This window comes from Roseateles sp. FW301-B2 (assembly GCF_058788955.1).
This window is the reverse complement of record NZ_JBYTBE010000004.1, coordinates 167,693-186,179: the sequence shown is the minus strand read 5'-3', so window position 1 is coordinate 186,179 and position 18,487 is coordinate 167,693. Positions and strand designations below refer to the sequence as shown.

The following is an 18,487-nucleotide window of genomic DNA, read 5'->3' as shown; positions in this document are numbered from 1 at the left end:
CCCTCCCCCCCGCCGAGCAGCGCGTCGCCAAGCTGCTGCTGAGCGATCCGCGCGCCTTTGCGAATCTGCCGGTCAGCGAACTGGCGGATCGCTCGCATGTCAGCAAGCCCACGGTGGTGCGCTTCTGCCGCAGCGTCGGCTATGACGGCCTAGCGGACTTCAAGCTCAAGCTGGCCGGCAGCGTCAACGAGGGCGTGCCCTTTGTGCATCGCGCGGTGGACGAGGACGACAAACCCGGTGATCTGATCGTCAAGGTGGTGGACAACGCCGTCGCCGCCCTGCTGCACTACCGCAACGACGCCGCCAGCCATGCCTTCGAGCGCGCCATCGCGGCGCTCTCCGAGGCCGGCCGCCATGGCAAGCGCATCGAGTTCTATGGCGTCGGCAACTCGGGCATCGTGGCCCAGGACGCCCAGCACAAATTCTTCCGCCTGGGTGTGCACACCATCGCCTGCAGCGACGGCCATGTGCAGCTGATGAGCGCCACCATGCTGGGGCCCGGCGATTGCGCCGTGGTGATCAGCAACTCGGGGCGCAGCCGCGATCTGCTGGACGCGGCCGAGATCGCGCGCAAGAAGGGCGCCACCACCATCATCATCACGGCCAGTGGCTCACCGCTGGCGCAGATCGGGCAGGCACCGGGCCAGGTCTTGCTGGCGGTGGATCACCCCGAAGACTATGACCGCTACAGCCCCATGGTGTCGCGCCTGCTGCACCTGATCGCGGTGGACATCCTCACCACCGGCGTGGCGCTGCGCCTGGGCCAGAACCTGCGCCCCATGCTGCAGGAGATCAAGCGCAATCTGCGTAGCAAGCGCTATGCCGCGTAACTGCACCGCATAACTGCAACTGCATAACGACGCCGTGTAGCGGCCCTCAGGCAGCGGCCGGGGCCTCATCGGCCCACAGCAGGCTGGCCACGCCATAGACGCGCGCCAGCTCGCGCAGCTTGGTCGGCGCTTCGCTCAGCTCCAGGCTCAGCCCCTGCTGTTGCAGCTGGCGCATGGCGCTCAACAACAGGGTCAGCACCGCCGAGTCGAAATCGTGCAGGCCGGCCAGGTTCAGGCGCACCGCACTGCCCGCCCCCTGGCGCACCTGCGCCTGTTCGGCGCGCAGCGCCGTCTCCAGTTCACGCCAGACATCGGGCAGCTCTTGCAGGCGCACGCGCGCCGGCAGTTTCAGCATGGTGTCCGGCATGGCTCAGGTCTTGGCAGGCGCAGGCGACGCCGCCTTGGCGTTGCGATCGGCCAGCGCCTTGATCAGCCCGTCGATGCCGTTGGCGCCGATCTCCTGCGCGAAGCTGTTGCGGTACTGGTCGGCCAGCCAGATGCCCAGCACGTTGACGTCGTAGATCTGCCAGCCCTTGGGCGTCTTCTCCAGGCGGTAGTCCAGTTGGATCGGATCGCCCTTGCCGCGGATCTCGGTGCGCACCACCACCTCGGCATCGTCCGCGCTGGCACGCAGCGGCTTGAGTGCCACCGATTGATCCTTCACCTGCGTCAGCGCGCCGGCATAGGTACGCACCAGCAGGGTCTTGAACTCGTCCTGCAGGCGTTTCTGCTGGTCGGGCGTGGCCTGGCGCCAGAAGCGCCCCACCGCCGAGGCGGTCATGCGCTGGAAGTTCACATGCGGCATCACCTTGGTGTCCACCAGGGTGATCACCTTCTGCACATCGCCGCCCTGGATGGCCTTGTCGGCCTTGACGGTCTCGATGGTCTCCAGCGAGAGCTGGCGGATCAGCAGATCGGGCGCGCTGTTGTCGACGGCCTGCGCCAGCAGCGGCGCGGCCATGCCCAGGCTCAACAGGGCACGCAGCAGCAGTCGTTTCGTGATGGTCATTTCTCGGTTCCCTTTGCGGTTCAGCAGGCGACGCCCTGCTCAACGCAGCGGCGGCCTGTTTGGTTCACTTGTCGGCCTGCGGATTCACCGGCGCCGGCTCGGGCGCCAGCACCTCGTAGGCGTCGTCGTCCTCGAAGCTGCCGCGGCGCTGCAGGTAGGCGTCGCGGATGAAGGTGTATTTGTCGAGTGCGATGCCGTCCAGCATCTCGCCGGCGCGCAGGAAGTTCGAACGTGCATTGATGGTCTGGATGCTGTAGATGGCAACCTTGCTGCGGCCCTCCTGGAACAGATAGGCCGGCGAGGCCACCTTGTCCAGCGGGAAGGCCAACGAGTCACGCACCGAGGAAGGCCCGAGCAGGGGCCAGACGATGTAGGCACCGGTGCCAAAACCCCAGCGCCCGAAGGTCTTGCCCAGGTCTTCGGTATTGCGTTCCAGGCCGGTCTCACCGGCGATGTCGATCAGCCCCCCGATGCCCAGGGTCGAATTGACCGCCACCCGCATGGTCTGCTGCACGCCGGCCTTGAAACGCCCCTGCAGCATCAGGTTCACCGCCGACCAGGCGTCGGAGATATTGCCGAAAAAATTGTCCACGGCCAGGCGCGCCGGCGCCGGCACCAGCTCGCTGTAGGCGGTGGCCACCGGCTTGAGCACATGGGCGTCCAGGCTCTCGTTGAAGCTGAAGACCTTGCGGTTCCAGCTCTCCCAGGGGTCCAGGCGTTGCCCCTGCGGCCCCTTGCCGCGCAGCGTGGCGCAGCCCGACAGACTCACCGCGAGCAGCAACAGGGCCATGCCCAGCACGCGGCGCCAGGCGCCGCCCGAGCCCAATGCCGCAGCGCTCATGGCTTGGCTCCGGCCGTGCCGCTGTCGGCGGCCTTGTTGTAGAGGAACTGGCCGATCAGGTTCTCCAGCACCACGGCGGACTGGGTCTGCTTGATGACGTCGCCGGCCGCCAGCACCTTCTCGTCGGCACCGGGCTCCAGGCCCACGTACTGGTCGCCCAGCAGGCCGGCGGTCAGGATCTTGGCCGACGAATCCTTGGGGAACTGGTAGGCACGCTGCACCTCCATGCGCACCACGCCCAGATAGGTCTTGGCGTCGAGCTCGATGGCGGTTACGCGCCCCACCGTCACACCCGCCGAGCGCACCGGCGCACGCACCTTCAGGCCGCCGATATTGTCGAAACGGGCCTGCACCATATAGGTGTCACCACCGCTCACACTGCCCAGGTTGGCCGCCTTCAGGGCCAGGAACACCAGCCCCAGCATGCCCAGCAGCACGAACAGACCGACCATGGTCTCGATACCTTTTTTACCCATTCCCAAATACTCCCTTGCGCGACGCCGTGCTCACGGCGTCGAAAACATCAATGCGGTGAGGATGAAGTCCATGCCCAGGATCCAGAGCGAGGAGATCACCACCGTGCGTGTGGTGGCATAAGCAACCCCCTCGGGGGTGGCCTCGGTTTCATGCCCCTGGTAGAGCGCCACATAGGTGCAGATCGCCCCGAACACGGTGGCCTTCACCAGCCCATTGCCCACGTCACGCCAGACATCCACCTGCGTCTGCATGATGGACCAGAAGTTGCCCGCATCCACACCGATCAGCAGCACCGCCACCACATAGGCGCCCAGGATGCCAATGGCCGAAAACAGGATGGCGAGTATGGGCATGGACAGGATGCCACCGATCAGGCGCGGCGCCAGCACGCGCTCCTTGGTGTCGATGGCCATCAGCTCCATGGCGGCGAGCTGCTCGCCCGCCTTCATCAGGCCGATCTCCGCGGTCAGCGAGGTGCCCGCCCGGCCGGCAAACAGCAGCCCCGTCACCACCGGCCCCAGCTCGCGCACCAGGGCCAGGTTGACGATCAGGCCCAGGCTCTCGGCCGCACCATAGGTCACCAGCGCGTAATACATCTGCAGCGCCAGCACGAAGCCCACGGCCAGGCCGGAGGCCATGATGATGACGAGCGAGCGGTTGCCGATCGCATGCACCTGCGCCACCACCAGCCACAGGCGCCGCAACGCGGCGGGCAGGGAGGCCAGCAACTCGGCCAGGAAGAAGGCCGCGTGGCCCCAGCCGCGGAACTGCTCCAGCGCGATGGCGCCGAGCCGGGCCAGCCAGTTCACAGCCATCATGCGGCGCTCCCGAAATCGACGGCGATGTCCGGCGCCGGGTAGTGGAACTTCACCGGGCCATCGGGCTCGCCGCGCACGAACTGGCGCGTCTCCGGGTCGGTGGAGGCCATCAACTCGGCCGGCGTGCCATGCGCGACGATGCGCCCGCCGGTGGCCAGCAGCACCACGTAGTCGCTGATGGCCATGCACTCCGGCACGTCGTGGCTGACCACCAGCGAGGTGCAGCCGGTCACATCGTTGAGGGTGCGAATCAGCTTGGCGGTCACGCCCATGCTGATCAGGTCCAGCCCGGCGAAGGGCTCGTCATACATGATGAGATCGGGGTCGAGCACGATCGCACGCGCCAGCGCCACGCGCCGCGCCATGCCGCCGGACACCTCCGAGATCTTCAGGCCGGCGGCGCCGCGCAGGCCCACCGCGTTGAGCTTCATCAGCACCAGATCGCGGATCATGGGCTCGGCCAGGCGCGTGTGCTCGCGCAAGGGGAACGCGACGTTCTCGAACACCGACAGGTCGGTGAACAGGGCGCCGAACTGGAACAACATGCCCAGCCGCCGGCGCAAGCGAAACAGCTGCGCCTTGTCGCGCACATTGATCAGTTCGCCGTCAAACAGCACGCTGCCATGGTTGGCGGCATGCACGCCGCCGATCAAGCGCATCAGCGTCGTCTTGCCACAGCCCGAGCCGCCCAGGATGGCCGTGACCTTGCCGCGCGGGAACTTGAGCGACAGATTGGAGAGGATCAGCCGGCTGGCGTCATAGCCAAAGCTGACGTCGCGCAACTCGATCAGCGGTTCTTCCGGGCCTGGCGTCTGGGAGGGGAAAGGGGGCATGAGCCTCTGGGCGCGGGCCTGCCCCGCATGCAAAAGGGCACATCATAGGGGAAACACCAGGATCGCACTTTCCCATGCCTTGTTTCCGGACGTTCCGCTCACCAGAGACACCATCCCGAGGGCTAGCGCCGGACCTCAGGGAACCAATACGTGCGAGTTCTGGCTTTGTCGATGGTCGGCACGGGCTTGGTCGGCGCCAGCGGAGAACTGGGGTTCGCACCGGTAATGAATGGCACCTCCTTGACCCCGTTGGGCGTATCAATCTGCACCACGCCGGCGATGGGACTCGGGGGTAGTCCACCGCCCGGGTAGACCCAGGAGGTGGGCGCCAAGCAGAACAAGGGGAATTCATAACCCTTGGCCAGCCCCAGGTTGGCAGAACAAGTATTCCCGGCCGGTGGTGAAGGCTGGTTGGTACCGAAATAGGTTTTGCCGGCAAACGTCGTTGCCGCGTTGACCGTCTTCTCACCGGTTCCCAGCACGATATAGCAGCCCTTGCCCGAGATGTCAGACTGTGTCCCCACGGGTTGCAGCTCGTTGAACACGGTGGCGACAAAGGTGGCCGAGCTGCCCTTCTGAGGCCGCCAGTCCAGTACCGAGAAGAAATGGTCCTTGTTATTGCTCATCAAGGGCTTTTCCCGATCTCCAGAACCGAACTGCAGGGAAGTGAAATTCTTCGTCACCACCACGTCAGGTCCGAAGAAGAACTTGCGTCCGGTGTTCGTGCCCCCGCTCAGGTCGGCCAGCTTGTAGATCCCCCAGTTGGCCAGGGCACCTTCGCCATCACTGTTCTCCAGGTCCATGCGCCACACCTGCCCGCCCAGGTCCACCGCGTACAGCCGGTCGATGTACCCGTCGAAGTCGGTATCCACCAGGCTGACGTCGGCAGCAACGCTGCGCGTCATCGGCGAGAACTCCTTCAACAATGCCCCGGTGAAAGCGTCCAACACATAGACGGCATTGCCCATCGTGGTCGCAGCACTGCCGTCCTCGGCGGAGGCGTCATAGCCTGCGCCCATGATCACAACCGGATTGACGTTGCCCTTGATCTTTGCGACCTTGGGCTCCGACCAGGTCTGACCGAGCTTGCTCAAGTCCGTATTCGTCTTGCGCCAGAGATACTTGGGCGACGACGGGGTGGAGACGTCGAAGGCGTAGACCATGCGTCCACCACGCCGCATCGTCACATAGATGATCGCCTTGGTCGTGCTGCCACCCTCGATCTTCTGGTAGAAGCCAATCGGTCCGTCGATAAAGTAATCGCGCGGCGTTGCGCCAATCCCCGCAGGGGTGTTCGGCATCTGGATCTCGGGCGAGTTGTCGTACAGGCGCTTGAGCTTGCCAAACATTTCTTCGGGAACAAAACTCCAGAGCTCATTGCCCGCCCCGGCGTTTGTCGGATTGCCGTTGAGCGCATGCAGCATGCCGTCATTGCCTCCGTAGAACACGACCACCCCTGTCGTGCCGCCATAGTTCAACACCACCGGTCGCGAATGGAGCACATCGCCGTGCACCGAAGGCCGTACGGTGACCGAGCCTCCGGGCCCGTCCTCATCACCTCTGTTGGCGCCACGTACCCAGTTGATCATGGCGGTGCGCGCCGCCGCACTCGCAGCTCCCAGGGCGCCCGCCGTGATGGCAGTGTTGGCATCCGTGAAACTGGTGCTCGTGGTCGCACCAAGCGCGCTGCCGCCGGTGCAAGCGATGCAAGTCAGGACCTTGCGGCCGTCCTGGCTGGTCGAATACACCTCGCGCAGGCGCTGTGCGGCGCCGCCCTTCTCGACCACCTCGCCGTCGGGTGAGTCCGAACCGGCCCCCTCCCCCGAAGGCTGATTCACCCAGAAGGTGCTGGGTGTCGTCCAATAGGACACGGAGGAAGTTCTGATGAAACCCGTGGAACCATTGGTCGCGCCTACGCCATTGGAGTCCACCAGATTGAGCGCTCCAGCCACATCCAGCGAGAACTTGTATTGCTTGAGATTGCCAACCCAGCGCGGCTTGGCCTCGGCATCAGGGCGGAACATGCCCATATACACCTGATTGAGGTAGCTGCCGCGGGCGTTCACCGCGACCGGCAAGCTGGCCGATGCAAACACGCTGTTGACCGCCTGAATCTGGTTGAAGATATCAAGCAGTGCCTTCAGCAGCACCGATGCACCGGTGGCGGCGTAGTAGTTGCCGTTGCCATTGTTGGCAATGCTGTTCATCAGCGCCGGGAAATCGCCGTCGCTTCTTCCCTTCAGTACCGCAATGGCGTGCGTAATGATGCCCTGGCTACCGGCCTGGTTGCTCGCATCGATGCGCGTCATGAAACGTGCCATTTCATCGGACCAGTTGGCCTGGTCATTGCCAAGATTGGCATTGACGATGATGGACTTCAGGATCGCCCGCTCGGCAGCCGTCAACGAGCCCAGATCGGCATCGACCCGGTTTGCCAGCAAGTTCTGGACACTCTTCTCGGGGTTCGAGTTCTGCGGCGAACCATTGCCGATGACGATGACGTAGTTGCGTCCGCAGGAGCCGCCGGAGGGGCTGTTGTACTTGCCGCCGCTCACGGCCGCCGTATCCCAGCCAGACGTCAACATGCCGTTGAGCGGGGCCATACCCTTGTAGTAGAGGTAGGCCTCGTACATGCCCAGCCCATAGTCGGCATTGCTGGCCTTGTTGTCCCTGATGTCGTACGCCCGGATGCGCGCCTTGAACTTCACCTTGTTGTTGGTGGTCAGCGGTAGAAAGGCCTGATTCGGATAAAAGCCGTTGTTCGGTGACGTGTTGCCGAGCGCAATGGCGATACGGAACAGCGCGTCGTTGTCGGGGCCGCCCGTGCTGGCAACCGGCAACTTGTCGATCAGGTTGTAGAGCGCGCACTGCTCCGCCGCAAACTTGGTGCCCTGGTCTGCAGGCTGTCCGCTGCCATCCGCATAGGTGCAGACACCCCCATCCTGGGTATTTGCCGACCAGTTCGCCGAGGAGTCGAGCAGGAACAGTACATTGGGCAGATCCTGACTCGCCGGCGCAGCGGTGAAGATGTCGATGTCGTCTGCGCGCAGCCCGGATACGCCCAATGTGGCGACCCCAAGCAGCAGGACCTTCACCATGGTGGAAATGGATTTGTTCATTCGTGCCTCCGGTGGCCGCATTTCATGGAAGTGGGCAGGCGTTGCTGGTGTCCACGGTCAACACGCGGACAGCCACACCCTGATTGACCGCTGTCTTTGCAGAAGTGCGCGCGTCAGTCACCTCTGCCCGAAGTGCCCACTCGCTGGACGAGCACAAGGAATCCCCCGTAACCGCCTCACCGCTGTCGAGCCCGGTCGCTCCGCCAGAACCCAGCATGCAGGAGCGATCCGACGCCAGGGTTGCGTCCAGATCGGACTTCTTGATGACTTTGACTCGGTAGCAAGTTGGCGCCGGTGTCAATTTCACCTCGGCATCCGCCACGCCGTCGCCGTCCAGATCAATGGGCACCGCGGCAGCCGCAACCACAGCCGGATCGGTGGTGAAGGACGGGGAACTCAAAGTCCGCTCAATCGCTGCATTAGCCGCTGCCAGTCCTTCCTGTCGCGCCTGGGCATTGCCTACCACTTTCATGTTGCCCGTGCTGGCCTTGAAGGACCAGGCTGCGAACAGCGCAAGAATGGCCAGCACCACCAAGGCCATGACCATGGTCGCCCCTCGCTGCCTAAGCAATTTCTTGTTCTGCATCACTGCAACTCCCTGGCCGCACTGGGATTCGTCAATCTGACCGTCTGGCTATAGGCGCGCCGTAAATATCCGTCCGCAGCGAAATTAACCACGGCCGAACCAAGATTGAATGTCTGAGCCGTGTTCTCGACCTTCATGCCATTGGCCTTCTCCAGCGAGCGCGTCACGAAATGCACCTTGACGCTCACCACATTGCCCCAGGTAGACGTCGCTTGCGCGCCCGACAAGCCAGCCAGGTACTGGTTGACGTTGCCATCGGCCACGCCGCCGAGGTCTTTCTCGGTGTCAAAGCCGTACTCGAAGCGCAGGTCCTCGACGCCTTCCACCAGGGCCGTCTCAACCAGGCTGTTGCCCTGCAACTCCACTCGCTTCAGCGTGGGAACCCCATCGGAACTGCCACACTTGTTGCAATCGGCGACGAAGTAGATCCGTGACACATAGGACCGCAGAGGGCTGAGCAGGAGTGGCTTGGCGGCACATTCGCGCACTCTCAAGATGAAGTCGCCCTTGACCTTGCTGAAGACAAAGGGGGTGGCCACCGGGTCGTCATTGCAGAAGGACTCTTGCAGGTAATACTGATTGGCCACCGCTGCGGCAACGTCAACCGTGTCGATCGATACGCGCCGGATCACGATTGCAGCGGTCCCGGCCTTGCGGTGGCTCAGGCAGCCTAGCGCCTCGTTGGCGGCAACACCGCGCACCGCCGCAGGGATGGTGTAGGGCGCAGAAACCTTCCAGCCGTTTGGCGCGGTGCTGCAGGGGTCGGGATCGCTGAATCCCTCGCCCGTGGCCTGATTGACCACCGGCGGATGCAAGCTTCCCCAGAAGCCAGCCAGTGACAGTTCCTCACTGAGCAGTTCGGACGCATAGCGACCGTTCTCAATCTGCATATTGGCACGGCTCATGTCCTGGCCGCGATTGGAACTGTCGGCGAAGATCATCAGCATGACCGTCAACAGAATCAAGCCGATGGTCAGGCTGACCATCAACTCGATCAGTGAAAATCCGCGCTGGGCTGACGGCAAGCGTATGGGCTTCATTTGTTTCACCCTCTGTCAGCAGCGCGGCGTCGCCACGGGCACGGCCGGGTCACGCAAGCGGGCGATGCAAATCGTTGAAGTAACGGCGCGGCGCAATTTGTCGTCGGGGAAATCGGCCGTGCCCTTGCCACAGTTGCTGGTCGCGCCACCGGTACTGGACAGGCCCAACCAAACCACGGACACGATCAGTCTGTCACTTGTACCGTCAGCCTGTTCAATGCAACCGCGCGCGCCCAGCATGGCGCCCACCCTGCTGCCGCCGCGAACCTCGGCGTTGCCGCGTATCTGATTGCCCCACTCGCACAAGTCCAGTTCGCTTCCAGCCTTGCCGGCGCAGTCCTCGATACCGTCAGCGCCAATCAACTCGCCCTTGATATAGGTGTTGGCATTCACGCGATTGGCATTGATCCGGCTGACCATGTCCTGCAGCAGCACCAGTGCCTGACTGCGCTGATATGACTCAAATTCCATGCTCGTCGAACGCGCCTGGAATCCGACAAAACCCAGCAGCCCGAACGCGCAGATCAAGATGGCCACCATGACCTCGATCAGGCCAACGCCATGCTGGTGGCGGCGCAAGCTTGCAATTCTCATGAACATGCTCCCGGCGTTGCCCTTGCTCGCCCAGCCAGATCCAGCTCAACGCAACGCGAGTTGCCCGCAGCCGCGGTATTCTGAATCGTGATACGCACATCGGTGGCCGGCGCGCTCACCCGGCCGTTCGGATCGAACGTGATCTTGCTAGCGGCATTGAGAAACTCAAGGTCGGAGCCAGCGGCCCCTCGTTTGCTGATCACTTCTCCGCCTTCCACCGCCACCGTCCAGCCGAGCGCCCATTCGCTGCCGTCGCGGGAAACACTGACGCTGGCGTTTCGCTTCAAGGCCTCGCTTCGCGCCAGGATCAGATCGGCGGTCAAGTCAAAGGACGCCGTCTTGAGTTGCTGCGTCACGAGCACACTCCGCATGCCAGGTGCGGCGATGGCCAGCAAGATGCCCAAGATGGAAATCGTCACCATCAACTCGATGAGCGTGAAGCCGCGGTTGGAAGCGCTTGTCTTCATGGTCACGCTACCAGCATCCAGACACCGAAGCGCCGCCTGACGTCGCAGTCTTCGTGCCCGCATTGTCAATGCTCAATACTCCACACTTGTCGCTGTCCTGCCCCGTTTTGGGCGTCAAGGTCAGCACGAACGTCGGGGGCGTCACCTGCGGAACGGCAAGACTGGGCGTGTACCACTTGCTGACGTTGTCGGGAACGACAACGCCCGTATCCGCCACCGTCGCGGCAAAGGCCCGTGTATCCAGCAAAAACTGCTGCTGCTTCATCGCAAAGGCGCTCATGAACGCCATCGCCTCGGCTCGATTCGAACGACGGACATGCTCGCGATAGCTGGGCAGAGCCACGACGACCAATATCGCTACGATGGCCACCACGATCATCACCTCGATGAGGGTGAAGCCGAGTATCTTGCGATGAGGCTTGCTGGCTGAGTGGAGAAAAGGCTTGGTCATGGTTGGTTTTGGTCGGTGATTTCTGTCCTACACCCGCTCGCCGAGCCCATTCCCGGGGATGTGATGAACTGGATTGTCGACAGCATCGGTAAGCAGTGTCGTGCGAAAGTTCACAACCAGGGCAAGCGCCAGGACGGACGGAACCGCTTTTGCGATGAGAGGCAGGCCGACGTAACAAAGGGCTTACAAATACCAGCGATCTGCGATCTTGCTATCCCAGCCCAGCCGGCCAAACAAAGAAAAAGCCACCCGTGGGTGGCTTGTTTGTCGATTCTGGCCCAGCCTCAGCGCGGCAAATCGCTGCTGCCCATCAGGAATTCGTCCACCGCGCGCGCCGCCTGGCGGCCTTCGCGGATGGCCCAGACCACCAGCGATTGGCCGCGGCGCATGTCGCCGGCGGCAAACACCTTGGCCACATTGGTCTGGTAGCCGCCGTTGAAGTCGACCGTGGCCTTGGCATTGCCGCGTGCGTCCTTGCTGACGCCGAAGCCATCCAGCACCGTCGCCACCGGGCTCACGAAGCCCATCGCCAACAGCACGAGGTCGGCCTTCAGCACCTGCTCGGAGCCGGGCATCTCGACCATCTTGCCACCCTGCCATTCGACGCGCACCGTCTTCACGCCGGTGACCTTGCCCTTCTCGCCCAGGAACTCCTTGGTGGCGATGGCGAATTCGCGCTCGCAGCCCTCCTCATGGCTGCTGGAGGTGCGCAGCTTGATCGGCCAGTAGGGCCAGGTCAGCGGCCGGTCCTCGACCTCGGGGGGCTGCGGCATGAGCTCGAACTGGGTCACGCTCTTGGCGCCATGGCGGTTGCTGGTGCCCACGCAATCGCTGCCGGTGTCGCCGCCGCCGATCACGATCACATGCTTGCCATCGGCGCGCAGCTGGCCCTTGAGCTTGTCGCCCGCGTTGACCTTGTTCTGCTGCGGCAGGAATTCCATCGCGAAATGGATGCCGGCCAGCTCGCGGCCGGGCACCGGCAGGTCGCGCGACTGCTCGGCACCGCCGGTCAGCAGCACGGCATCGAACTGGGCCTTGAGCTCGTCGGGCGAAATGCTTTCCTTGGCCCAGTTGGTGACCTTGCTGTCCTCGGGCAGGGCCGCGACGATCACGCCGGTGCGGAACACCACGCCCTCGGCCTGCATCTGCTCGACGCGGCGATCGATGTGGGACTTCTCCATCTTGAAGTCGGGAATGCCGTAGCGCAGCAGGCCGCCCACACGATCGTTCTTCTCGAACACGGTGACGCTGTGGCCGGCGCGTGCCAGCTGCTGCGCCGCCGCCAGGCCGGCCGGTCCGGCGCCCACCACGGCGATGGTCTTGCCGGTCTTGCGCTTGGGCAGCTGGGGCTTGACCCAACCCTCGGCCCAGGCACGGTCGATGATGGCGTGCTCGATGGACTTGATGCCCACCGCGTCGTCATTCACGTTCAAGGTGCAGGCCGCCTCGCAGGGCGCGGGGCAGATGCGGCCGGTGAACTCGGGGAAGTTGTTGGTCGAATGCAGCACGGCAATCGCATTCTTCCAGTCACCCCGGTACACCAGGTCGTTGAAGTCCGGAATGATGTTGTTGACCGGGCAGCCGTTGTTGCAGAACGGCGTGCCGCAGTCCATGCAGCGCGCGCTCTGCACCTTGGCCTGATCGGCATTCAGGCCGATGACGAATTCCTTGTAGTTCTTCAGGCGCGTGGCGACGGGCTCGTAGCCCTCTTCCAGGCGCTCGTACTCCATGAAGCCGGTGACTTTTCCCATGATGATTCCTACTTCCGTACTTCCGATTAAGCCTTGACGGGCTTGGCCGCGGGCGCAGGCGCCTTGGCCTGGGCGATGGTGTCGGCGGCTTCCTTGGCGGCGTTCTGCTCGCCCAGCGCACGCTTGTACTCATGCGGGAAGACCTTGACGAACTTGCTGCGCGAATCGGCCCAGTGGTCGAGGATGTCGCGGGCGCGCTGGCTGCCAGTCCAGCGATGGTGGTCCTCGATCATCTTCTTCAGGATGGCCTCGTCGGTCTGTGCCTCGGCGCCCGCCAGGTGGTGCCACAGCGCCGGATCCACGCTGCGCTCCTGCTCGTCGGCCGGCAGCAGCTTGTCCAGCGCCACCATGCTGGTGTTGCAGCGCTTGGCGAACTGGCCGTCCTCGTCATACACATAGGCGATGCCGCCGCTCATGCCGGCGGCGAAGTTGCGGCCGGTTTTGCCCAGCACCACCACGGTGCCGCCGGTCATGTATTCGCAGCCATGGTCGCCGGTGCCCTCCACCACCGCCGAGGCGCCGGACAGACGCACCGCAAAGCGCTCGCCCGCCACACCACGGAAGAAGGCCTCGCCGCGCGTCGCGCCGTACAGCACGGTGTTGCCGACGATGATGTTCTTGGTGGCGTCGCCGCGGAAATCGATCGAGGGACGCACCACGACGCGGCCGCCGGAGAGGCCCTTGCCGGTGTAGTCGTTGGCATCGCCGATCAGGTAGAGCGTGATGCCCTGGGCCAGGAAGGCACCAAAGCTCTGGCCGCCGGTGCCCTCCATCTGGATGAACACGGTCTGGTCGGGCAGGCCCTCGGGCAGGCGGCGGATCAGCTCGCCCGACAGCATGGCGCCCACGGTGCGGCGCACATTGCTGACCTGCTGCATGAACTGCACCTTCTCGCCACGCTCAAAGGCGGGCAGGCACTTCTCGATCAGCTTGACGTCCAGCGCGCGGTCCAGGCCATGGTCCTGCACGTCCACATGGGTGCGCGCCACCTCGGCCGGCACCGCCGGGCGATGGAACACGCGGCTGAAGTCCAGGCCCTTGGCCTTCCAATGGCTGATGCCCTTCTTGGTGTCCAGCAGATCGCTGCGGCCCACCAGTTCCTCGAACTTGCGCATGCCCAGCTGGGCCATGATCTGGCGCGCTTCCTCGGCGACGAAGAAGAAGTAGTTCACCACATGCTCGGGCTTGCCCGAGAACTTGGCGCGGAGAAGCGGGTCTTGCGTGGCCACCCCCACCGGGCAGGTGTTGAGGTGGCACTTGCGCATCATGATGCAGCCCTCCACCACCAGCGGCGCGGTGGCGAAGCCGAATTCATCCGCGCCCAGCAGGGCACCGATCACGACGTCGCGGCCGGTCTTCATCTGGCCGTCGGCCTGCACGCGCACGCGGCCACGCAGGCGGTTCAGCACCAGGGTCTGCTGGGCCTCGGCCAGGCCCAGTTCCCAGGGTGTGCCGGCGTGCTTGATGGAAGACCAGGGCGAGGCGCCCGTGCCGCCATCGTGGCCGGCGATCACCAGGTGGTCGGCCTTGGCCTTGGCCACGCCGGCGGCGATGGTGCCCACGCCCACTTCGGAGACCAGCTTGACCGACACATCGGCGCGCGGGTTCACGTTCTTCAGGTCGTGGATCAGCTGGGCCAGATCCTCGATCGAATAGATGTCGTGGTGCGGCGGCGGCGAGATCAGGCCCACGCCCGGCACCGAGTAGCGCAGGAAGCCGATGTAGTCGGATACCTTGCCACCCGGCAACTGGCCACCCTCGCCGGGCTTGGCGCCCTGGGCCATCTTGATCTGGATCTGGTCGGCCGACACCAGGTACTCGGTGGTCACGCCAAAGCGGCCCGAGGCCACCTGCTTGATCTTGGAGCGCAGCGAGTCGCCCTGCTTGAGCTCGTAGTCGACCGCGATCACCTTGGAACCGACCACATCGCTGATCTTGGTACCAGCGTTGATCGGGATGCCCTTCAGCTCATTGCGATAACGCGCCGGGTCCTCGCCACCCTCACCGGTGTTGCTCTTGCCACCGATGCGGTTCATCGCCACGGCCAAGGTGGCGTGGGCCTCGGTGCTGATCGAGCCCAGCGACATCGCGCCGGTGGCGAAGCGCTTGACGATCTCGGCCGCCGGTTCCACCTCTTCCAGCGGAATCGCCTTGCTGGGGTCGATCTTGAACTCGAACAGGCCGCGCAGCGTCATGTGGCGCTTGCTCTGGTCGTTCACCAGTTGGGCGTATTCCTTGTAGGTCTCGAACTTGCCCGAGCGCGTGCTGTGCTGCAGCTTGGCGATCACGTCCGGCGTCCACATATGCTCTTCGCCACGCGCGCGCCAGGCGTACTCACCGCCGGCTTCCAGCATGTTCTCCAGCACCGGGTCGTCGCCAAAGGCGGCGCGGTGCAGGCGGATGGCTTCTTCCGCCACCTCGAACACGCCGATGCCGCCCACCTGGGTGGGCGTGCCGCGGAAGTACTTCTCGACGAAGTCCGCCTTCAGGCCGATGGCCTCGAAGATCTGCGCGCCGCAGTAGGACATATAGGTCGAGATGCCCATCTTGGACATGATCTTGGAGAGACCCTTGCCCAGCGCCTTGATGTAGTTGTAGATGGCCTTCTCGGCCGTGAGATTACCCGGCAGCTCGGCATGCATGGCCACCAAGGTTTCCAGCGCCAGATAGGGGTGCACGGCCTCGGCGCCGAAGCCCGCCAGCACCGCGAAGTGATGCACCTCGCGCGCATTGCCGGTCTCCACCACCAGGCCGGCGGTGGTGCGCAGGCCCTCGCGCACCAGATGGTGGTGCACGGCGGAGAGTGCCAGCAGGGCGGGGATGGCGACGCGACCGGCGCTCAGATGGCGGTCGGTGATGATGAGGATGTTGTGGCCGGTCTTGATGGCGTCCAGGGCTGACGCGCACAGCGACGCGAGCTGTGCTTCCACGCCCTCGTGGCCCCAGGCCAAGGGGTAGGTGATGTCCAGCTCATAGGGCTTGAACTTGCCATTGGTACGCGCTTCGATGCCGCGCAGGCGTGCCATGTCCTTGAAGTCCAGGATGGGCTGCGAGACCTCCAGGCGCATCGGCGGGTTCACCGCGTTGATGTCCAGCAGATTGGGCTTGGGGCCCACAAAGCTGTTCAGCGACATCACGATGTTTTCGCGGATCGGGTCTATCGGCGGGTTCGTCACCTGGGCGAACAGCTGCTTGAAGTAGTTGTAGAGCGGCTTGTCCTTGCTGGAGAGCACGGCCAGGGGCGAGTCATTGCCCATCGAGCCGGTGCCCTCTTCGCCATTCGTGGCCATCGGCGCCATCAGGAACTTGATGTCTTCCTGGGTGTAGCCAAAGGCCTGCTGGCGGTCCAGCAGCGAGGTCTCGAAGGTGGCCGGCTTGACCTCGTCGAGCTCGATGTCGTCGAGGCGCACGCGCACGTTCTCGATCCACTGGCGATAGGGGCGCGCATTGGCGAACTGGTTCTTCAGCTCCTCGTCGTCGACGATGCGGCCCTGCTCCAGATCGATCAGGAACATCTTGCCGGGCTGCAGGCGCCATTTCTTGACGATCTTGCTTTCGGGGATGGGCAAGACGCCGGACTCGGAGGCCAGCACCACCAGATCGTCGTCGGTGACGCAGTAGCGCGCCGGACGCAGGCCGTTGCGGTCCAGCGCGGCGCAGACCTGGCGGCCATCGGTGAACACCATGGCGGCCGGGCCATCCCAGGGCTCCATCATGGCGGCGTGGTACTCGTAGAAGGCGCGGCGGCGCTCGTCCATCAGCTCATGCTGCTCCCAGGCCTCCGGGATCATCATCATGGCGGCATGGGCCAGCGGGTAGCCCGACATCGTCAACAGCTCGATGGCGTTGTCGAAGGTGGCGGTATCGCTCTGGTGCTCGAAACTGATCGGATAGAGCTTCTTCAGGTCATCGCCCAGCACCGGCGACTTCATCACGCCCTCGCGGGCGCGCATCCAGTTGAAGTTGCCCTTGACGGTGTTGATCTCGCCGTTGTGCGCCACCATGCGGTAGGGGTGGGCCAGCGGCCATTCGGGGAAGGTGTTGGTGGAGAAGCGCTGGTGCACCAGGGCGATGGCCGACACCGTGCGGGGGTCGGCCAGATCCTTGTAGTACTTGCCCACCTGGTCGGCCAGCAGCAGGCCCTTGTAGATCACGGTGCGGCAGCTCATGCTGGGCACGTAGTACTCGCGGCTGTGCGTCAGCTTCAGGGCCTGGATGGCGCTGGACGCGGTCTTGCGGATCACGTAGAGCTTACGTTCCAGCGCATCGGGCACGATGATGTCCGGGCCACGGCCGATGAAGACCTGGCGGATGATGGGCTCCTTCTCGCGCACCGTCGGCGACATCGGCAGCTCGGCATCCACCGGCACATCGCGCCAGCCCAGCAAGACCTGACCCTCGGCCTTGATGGCGCGCGCCAGCTCCTGCTCGCAGGCCAGGCGCGAGGCATGTTCCTTGGGCAGGAAGATCATGCCCACGCCGTACTCCCCGGGCGGAGGCAGGGTGACGCCCTGCTTGGCCAACTCCTCGCGGTAAAGCTCGTCGGGGATCTGGATCAGGATGCCAGCGCCGTCGCCCATCAGCTTGTCGGCTCCCACGGCACCGCGGTGATCCAGGTTCTCCAGGATCTTCAGGCCCTGCTGCACGATCATGTGCGCCTTCAGACCCTTGATATGGGCCACGAAGCCAAGACCGCAGGCGTCCTTCTCGTTGGCAGGGCGATACAGCCCCTGCTCGGCCAGGGCCTGGATTTCCTGCGCGCCTGCGCTCAGTTGCTCACCGTTTACTGCTGCCATGGCTGGCCTCCACATTCGACAAATCGGGAATGGCCGCAAGATTAATGCGCTGCAGCAAAATCAACAAGTTTGATTAAACGGGGTCAGAGTCGACTTAAGCAAATACCAAGCGAAGATTCGGCGATAAATAGGGACACAGTCACAAAGCCTTGGCCTTTGCGGGCCGGCCACGCGGCCTGGGCGTTACCGGTCGCTGCGTCTGCTCGCTCAGTTTTTGCAGGAATTGGGCCGAGCCCAGCGGCCAGCCCTTCAGTGCCGAATCCACCAGCAGCTGGCGTTCGGCCTCACTGCCGCCCTCCTGCAGCAAGGCCCGATAAAGCATGTCGCGCTCAAAAGGCGTGTTGCCCAAGGCCCAGAACTGGGCATGGTCGGTCACCAGCGGGTCGCGCCGCATGCCGAGGTGATGCTGGCAGCTCGACCAGGGGTAGTCTTCGGGGTTCAACGCCAGGCCCGCACGCACCGGATTGAGCTCGATGCTGCGCATCGCCGGCAGCAGGTAGGCGGCGGGCTCCAGCACCGCGGCTCGGTAGCGCCCCTCCCAGAGCGTTCCGATGCGGCCATGTTTGTGGTTGAACCAGGCCACATAGCGGCGCCCCAGCGACTGCATCATGCGGCTCATGCCCTCCGCGGTGCTGGGGGTCAGCAGCAGATGCACGTGGTTGTCCATCAAGGCATAGGCATGGATGGCCACCTTCTGGGTGGCGGCGCATTCATGCAGGGCCGCCAGGTAGTGCCGGCGATCCTCATCGTCGTGCACGATGGCCTGACGGTTGTTGCCGCGCTGGATCAGGTGATAGGTATGGCCGGCGAGCGGCAGTCGAGCAAGTCTTGCCATGGGTTCAGCATTGAGTCTGACCCCATTATCGGACGCGGCG

16 protein-coding genes are annotated in these 18,487 nt (G+C 64.1%); 1 reads left to right on the top strand and 15 read right to left on the bottom strand.

The window, feature by feature from the left end; all coding sequences use genetic code 11:
• Nucleotides 1–830, top strand: an 830-nt coding sequence (locus AC3WQY_RS05095; protein WP_492706345.1) for a MurR/RpiR family transcriptional regulator, incomplete at its 5' end; no start/stop codon positions are given.
• Nucleotides 831–876: 46 nt separating this feature from the next.
• On the opposite strand, the gene AC3WQY_RS05090 is transcribed toward AC3WQY_RS05095, so the two are convergent.
• The 15 genes from AC3WQY_RS05090 to AC3WQY_RS05020 all read right to left on the bottom strand — a co-directional run bounded on the left by AC3WQY_RS05090 (nucleotide 877) and on the right by AC3WQY_RS05020 (nucleotide 18,447).
• Nucleotides 877–1,197, bottom strand: a complete 321-nt coding sequence (locus AC3WQY_RS05090) for an STAS domain-containing protein (RefSeq protein WP_285230912.1) — start codon at nucleotides 1,195–1,197, stop codon at nucleotides 877–879.
• A 3-nt stretch (nucleotides 1,198–1,200) separates the two neighbouring features.
• Nucleotides 1,201–1,839 (bottom strand): MlaC/ttg2D family ABC transporter substrate-binding protein, encoded by a 639-nt coding sequence (locus AC3WQY_RS05085; RefSeq protein WP_492706342.1) that lies wholly within the window; start codon nucleotides 1,837–1,839, stop codon nucleotides 1,201–1,203.
• A 64-nt stretch (nucleotides 1,840–1,903) separates the two neighbouring features.
• On the bottom strand, nucleotides 1,904–2,680 hold the full coding sequence (locus AC3WQY_RS05080) for an MlaA family lipoprotein (RefSeq protein ID WP_285230910.1): 777 nt from the start codon (nucleotides 2,678–2,680) through the stop codon (nucleotides 1,904–1,906).
• A complete protein-coding gene (mlaD, locus tag AC3WQY_RS05075) occupies nucleotides 2,677–3,156 on the bottom strand; it encodes an outer membrane lipid asymmetry maintenance protein MlaD (protein ID WP_285230909.1) in 480 nt (159 codons plus the stop codon). Before mlaD ends, AC3WQY_RS05080 begins: the two co-directional genes overlap by 4 nt.
• A 30-nt stretch (nucleotides 3,157–3,186) precedes the next feature.
• Complete coding sequence (gene mlaE / locus AC3WQY_RS05070) at nucleotides 3,187–3,975, bottom strand: lipid asymmetry maintenance ABC transporter permease subunit MlaE (RefSeq protein ID WP_425334599.1); 789 nt, start codon at nucleotides 3,973–3,975, stop codon at nucleotides 3,187–3,189.
• On the bottom strand, nucleotides 3,972–4,808 hold the full coding sequence (locus AC3WQY_RS05065) for an ABC transporter ATP-binding protein (RefSeq protein WP_492706339.1): 837 nt from the start codon (nucleotides 4,806–4,808) through the stop codon (nucleotides 3,972–3,974). The genes mlaE and AC3WQY_RS05065 overlap by 4 nt, the downstream gene beginning before the upstream one ends.
• A 122-nt stretch (nucleotides 4,809–4,930) precedes the next feature.
• Nucleotides 4,931–7,927 (bottom strand): pilus assembly protein, encoded by a 2,997-nt coding sequence (locus AC3WQY_RS05060; protein WP_492706337.1) that lies wholly within the window; start codon nucleotides 7,925–7,927, stop codon nucleotides 4,931–4,933.
• A 22-nt stretch (nucleotides 7,928–7,949) separates the two neighbouring features.
• Nucleotides 7,950–8,513, bottom strand: coding sequence for a pilus assembly PilX family protein (locus AC3WQY_RS05055; RefSeq protein ID WP_492706335.1), 564 nt, complete (start codon nucleotides 8,511–8,513; stop codon nucleotides 7,950–7,952).
• A complete protein-coding gene (locus tag AC3WQY_RS05050; RefSeq protein ID WP_492706333.1) occupies nucleotides 8,513–9,553 on the bottom strand; it encodes a PilW family protein in 1,041 nt (346 codons plus the stop codon). The genes AC3WQY_RS05055 and AC3WQY_RS05050 overlap by 1 nt, the downstream gene beginning before the upstream one ends.
• 15 nt (nucleotides 9,554–9,568) lie before the next feature.
• Nucleotides 9,569–10,147, bottom strand: a complete 579-nt coding sequence (gene pilV, locus AC3WQY_RS05045; protein ID WP_492706331.1) for a type IV pilus modification protein PilV — start codon at nucleotides 10,145–10,147, stop codon at nucleotides 9,569–9,571.
• Complete coding sequence (locus AC3WQY_RS05040) at nucleotides 10,144–10,614, bottom strand: GspH/FimT family pseudopilin (protein WP_492706329.1); 471 nt, start codon at nucleotides 10,612–10,614, stop codon at nucleotides 10,144–10,146. The genes pilV and AC3WQY_RS05040 overlap by 4 nt, the downstream gene beginning before the upstream one ends.
• A 7-nt stretch (nucleotides 10,615–10,621) precedes the next feature.
• Complete coding sequence (locus AC3WQY_RS05035; RefSeq protein WP_492706327.1) at nucleotides 10,622–11,065, bottom strand: type IV pilin protein; 444 nt, start codon at nucleotides 11,063–11,065, stop codon at nucleotides 10,622–10,624.
• A gap of 284 nt (nucleotides 11,066–11,349) precedes the next feature.
• Complete coding sequence (locus AC3WQY_RS05030) at nucleotides 11,350–12,816, bottom strand: glutamate synthase subunit beta (protein WP_492706325.1); 1,467 nt, start codon at nucleotides 12,814–12,816, stop codon at nucleotides 11,350–11,352.
• Nucleotides 12,817–12,842: 26 nt separating this feature from the next.
• Nucleotides 12,843–17,612 (bottom strand): glutamate synthase-related protein, encoded by a 4,770-nt coding sequence (locus tag AC3WQY_RS05025; RefSeq protein ID WP_492706323.1) that lies wholly within the window; start codon nucleotides 17,610–17,612, stop codon nucleotides 12,843–12,845.
• Nucleotides 17,613–17,751: 139 nt separating this feature from the next.
• Nucleotides 17,752–18,447: a transposase gene (locus AC3WQY_RS05020; protein ID WP_492706321.1), complete on the bottom strand. Its 696-nt coding sequence runs from the start codon at nucleotides 18,445–18,447 to the stop codon at nucleotides 17,752–17,754.
• Nucleotides 18,448–18,487: the final 40 nt, after the last annotated feature.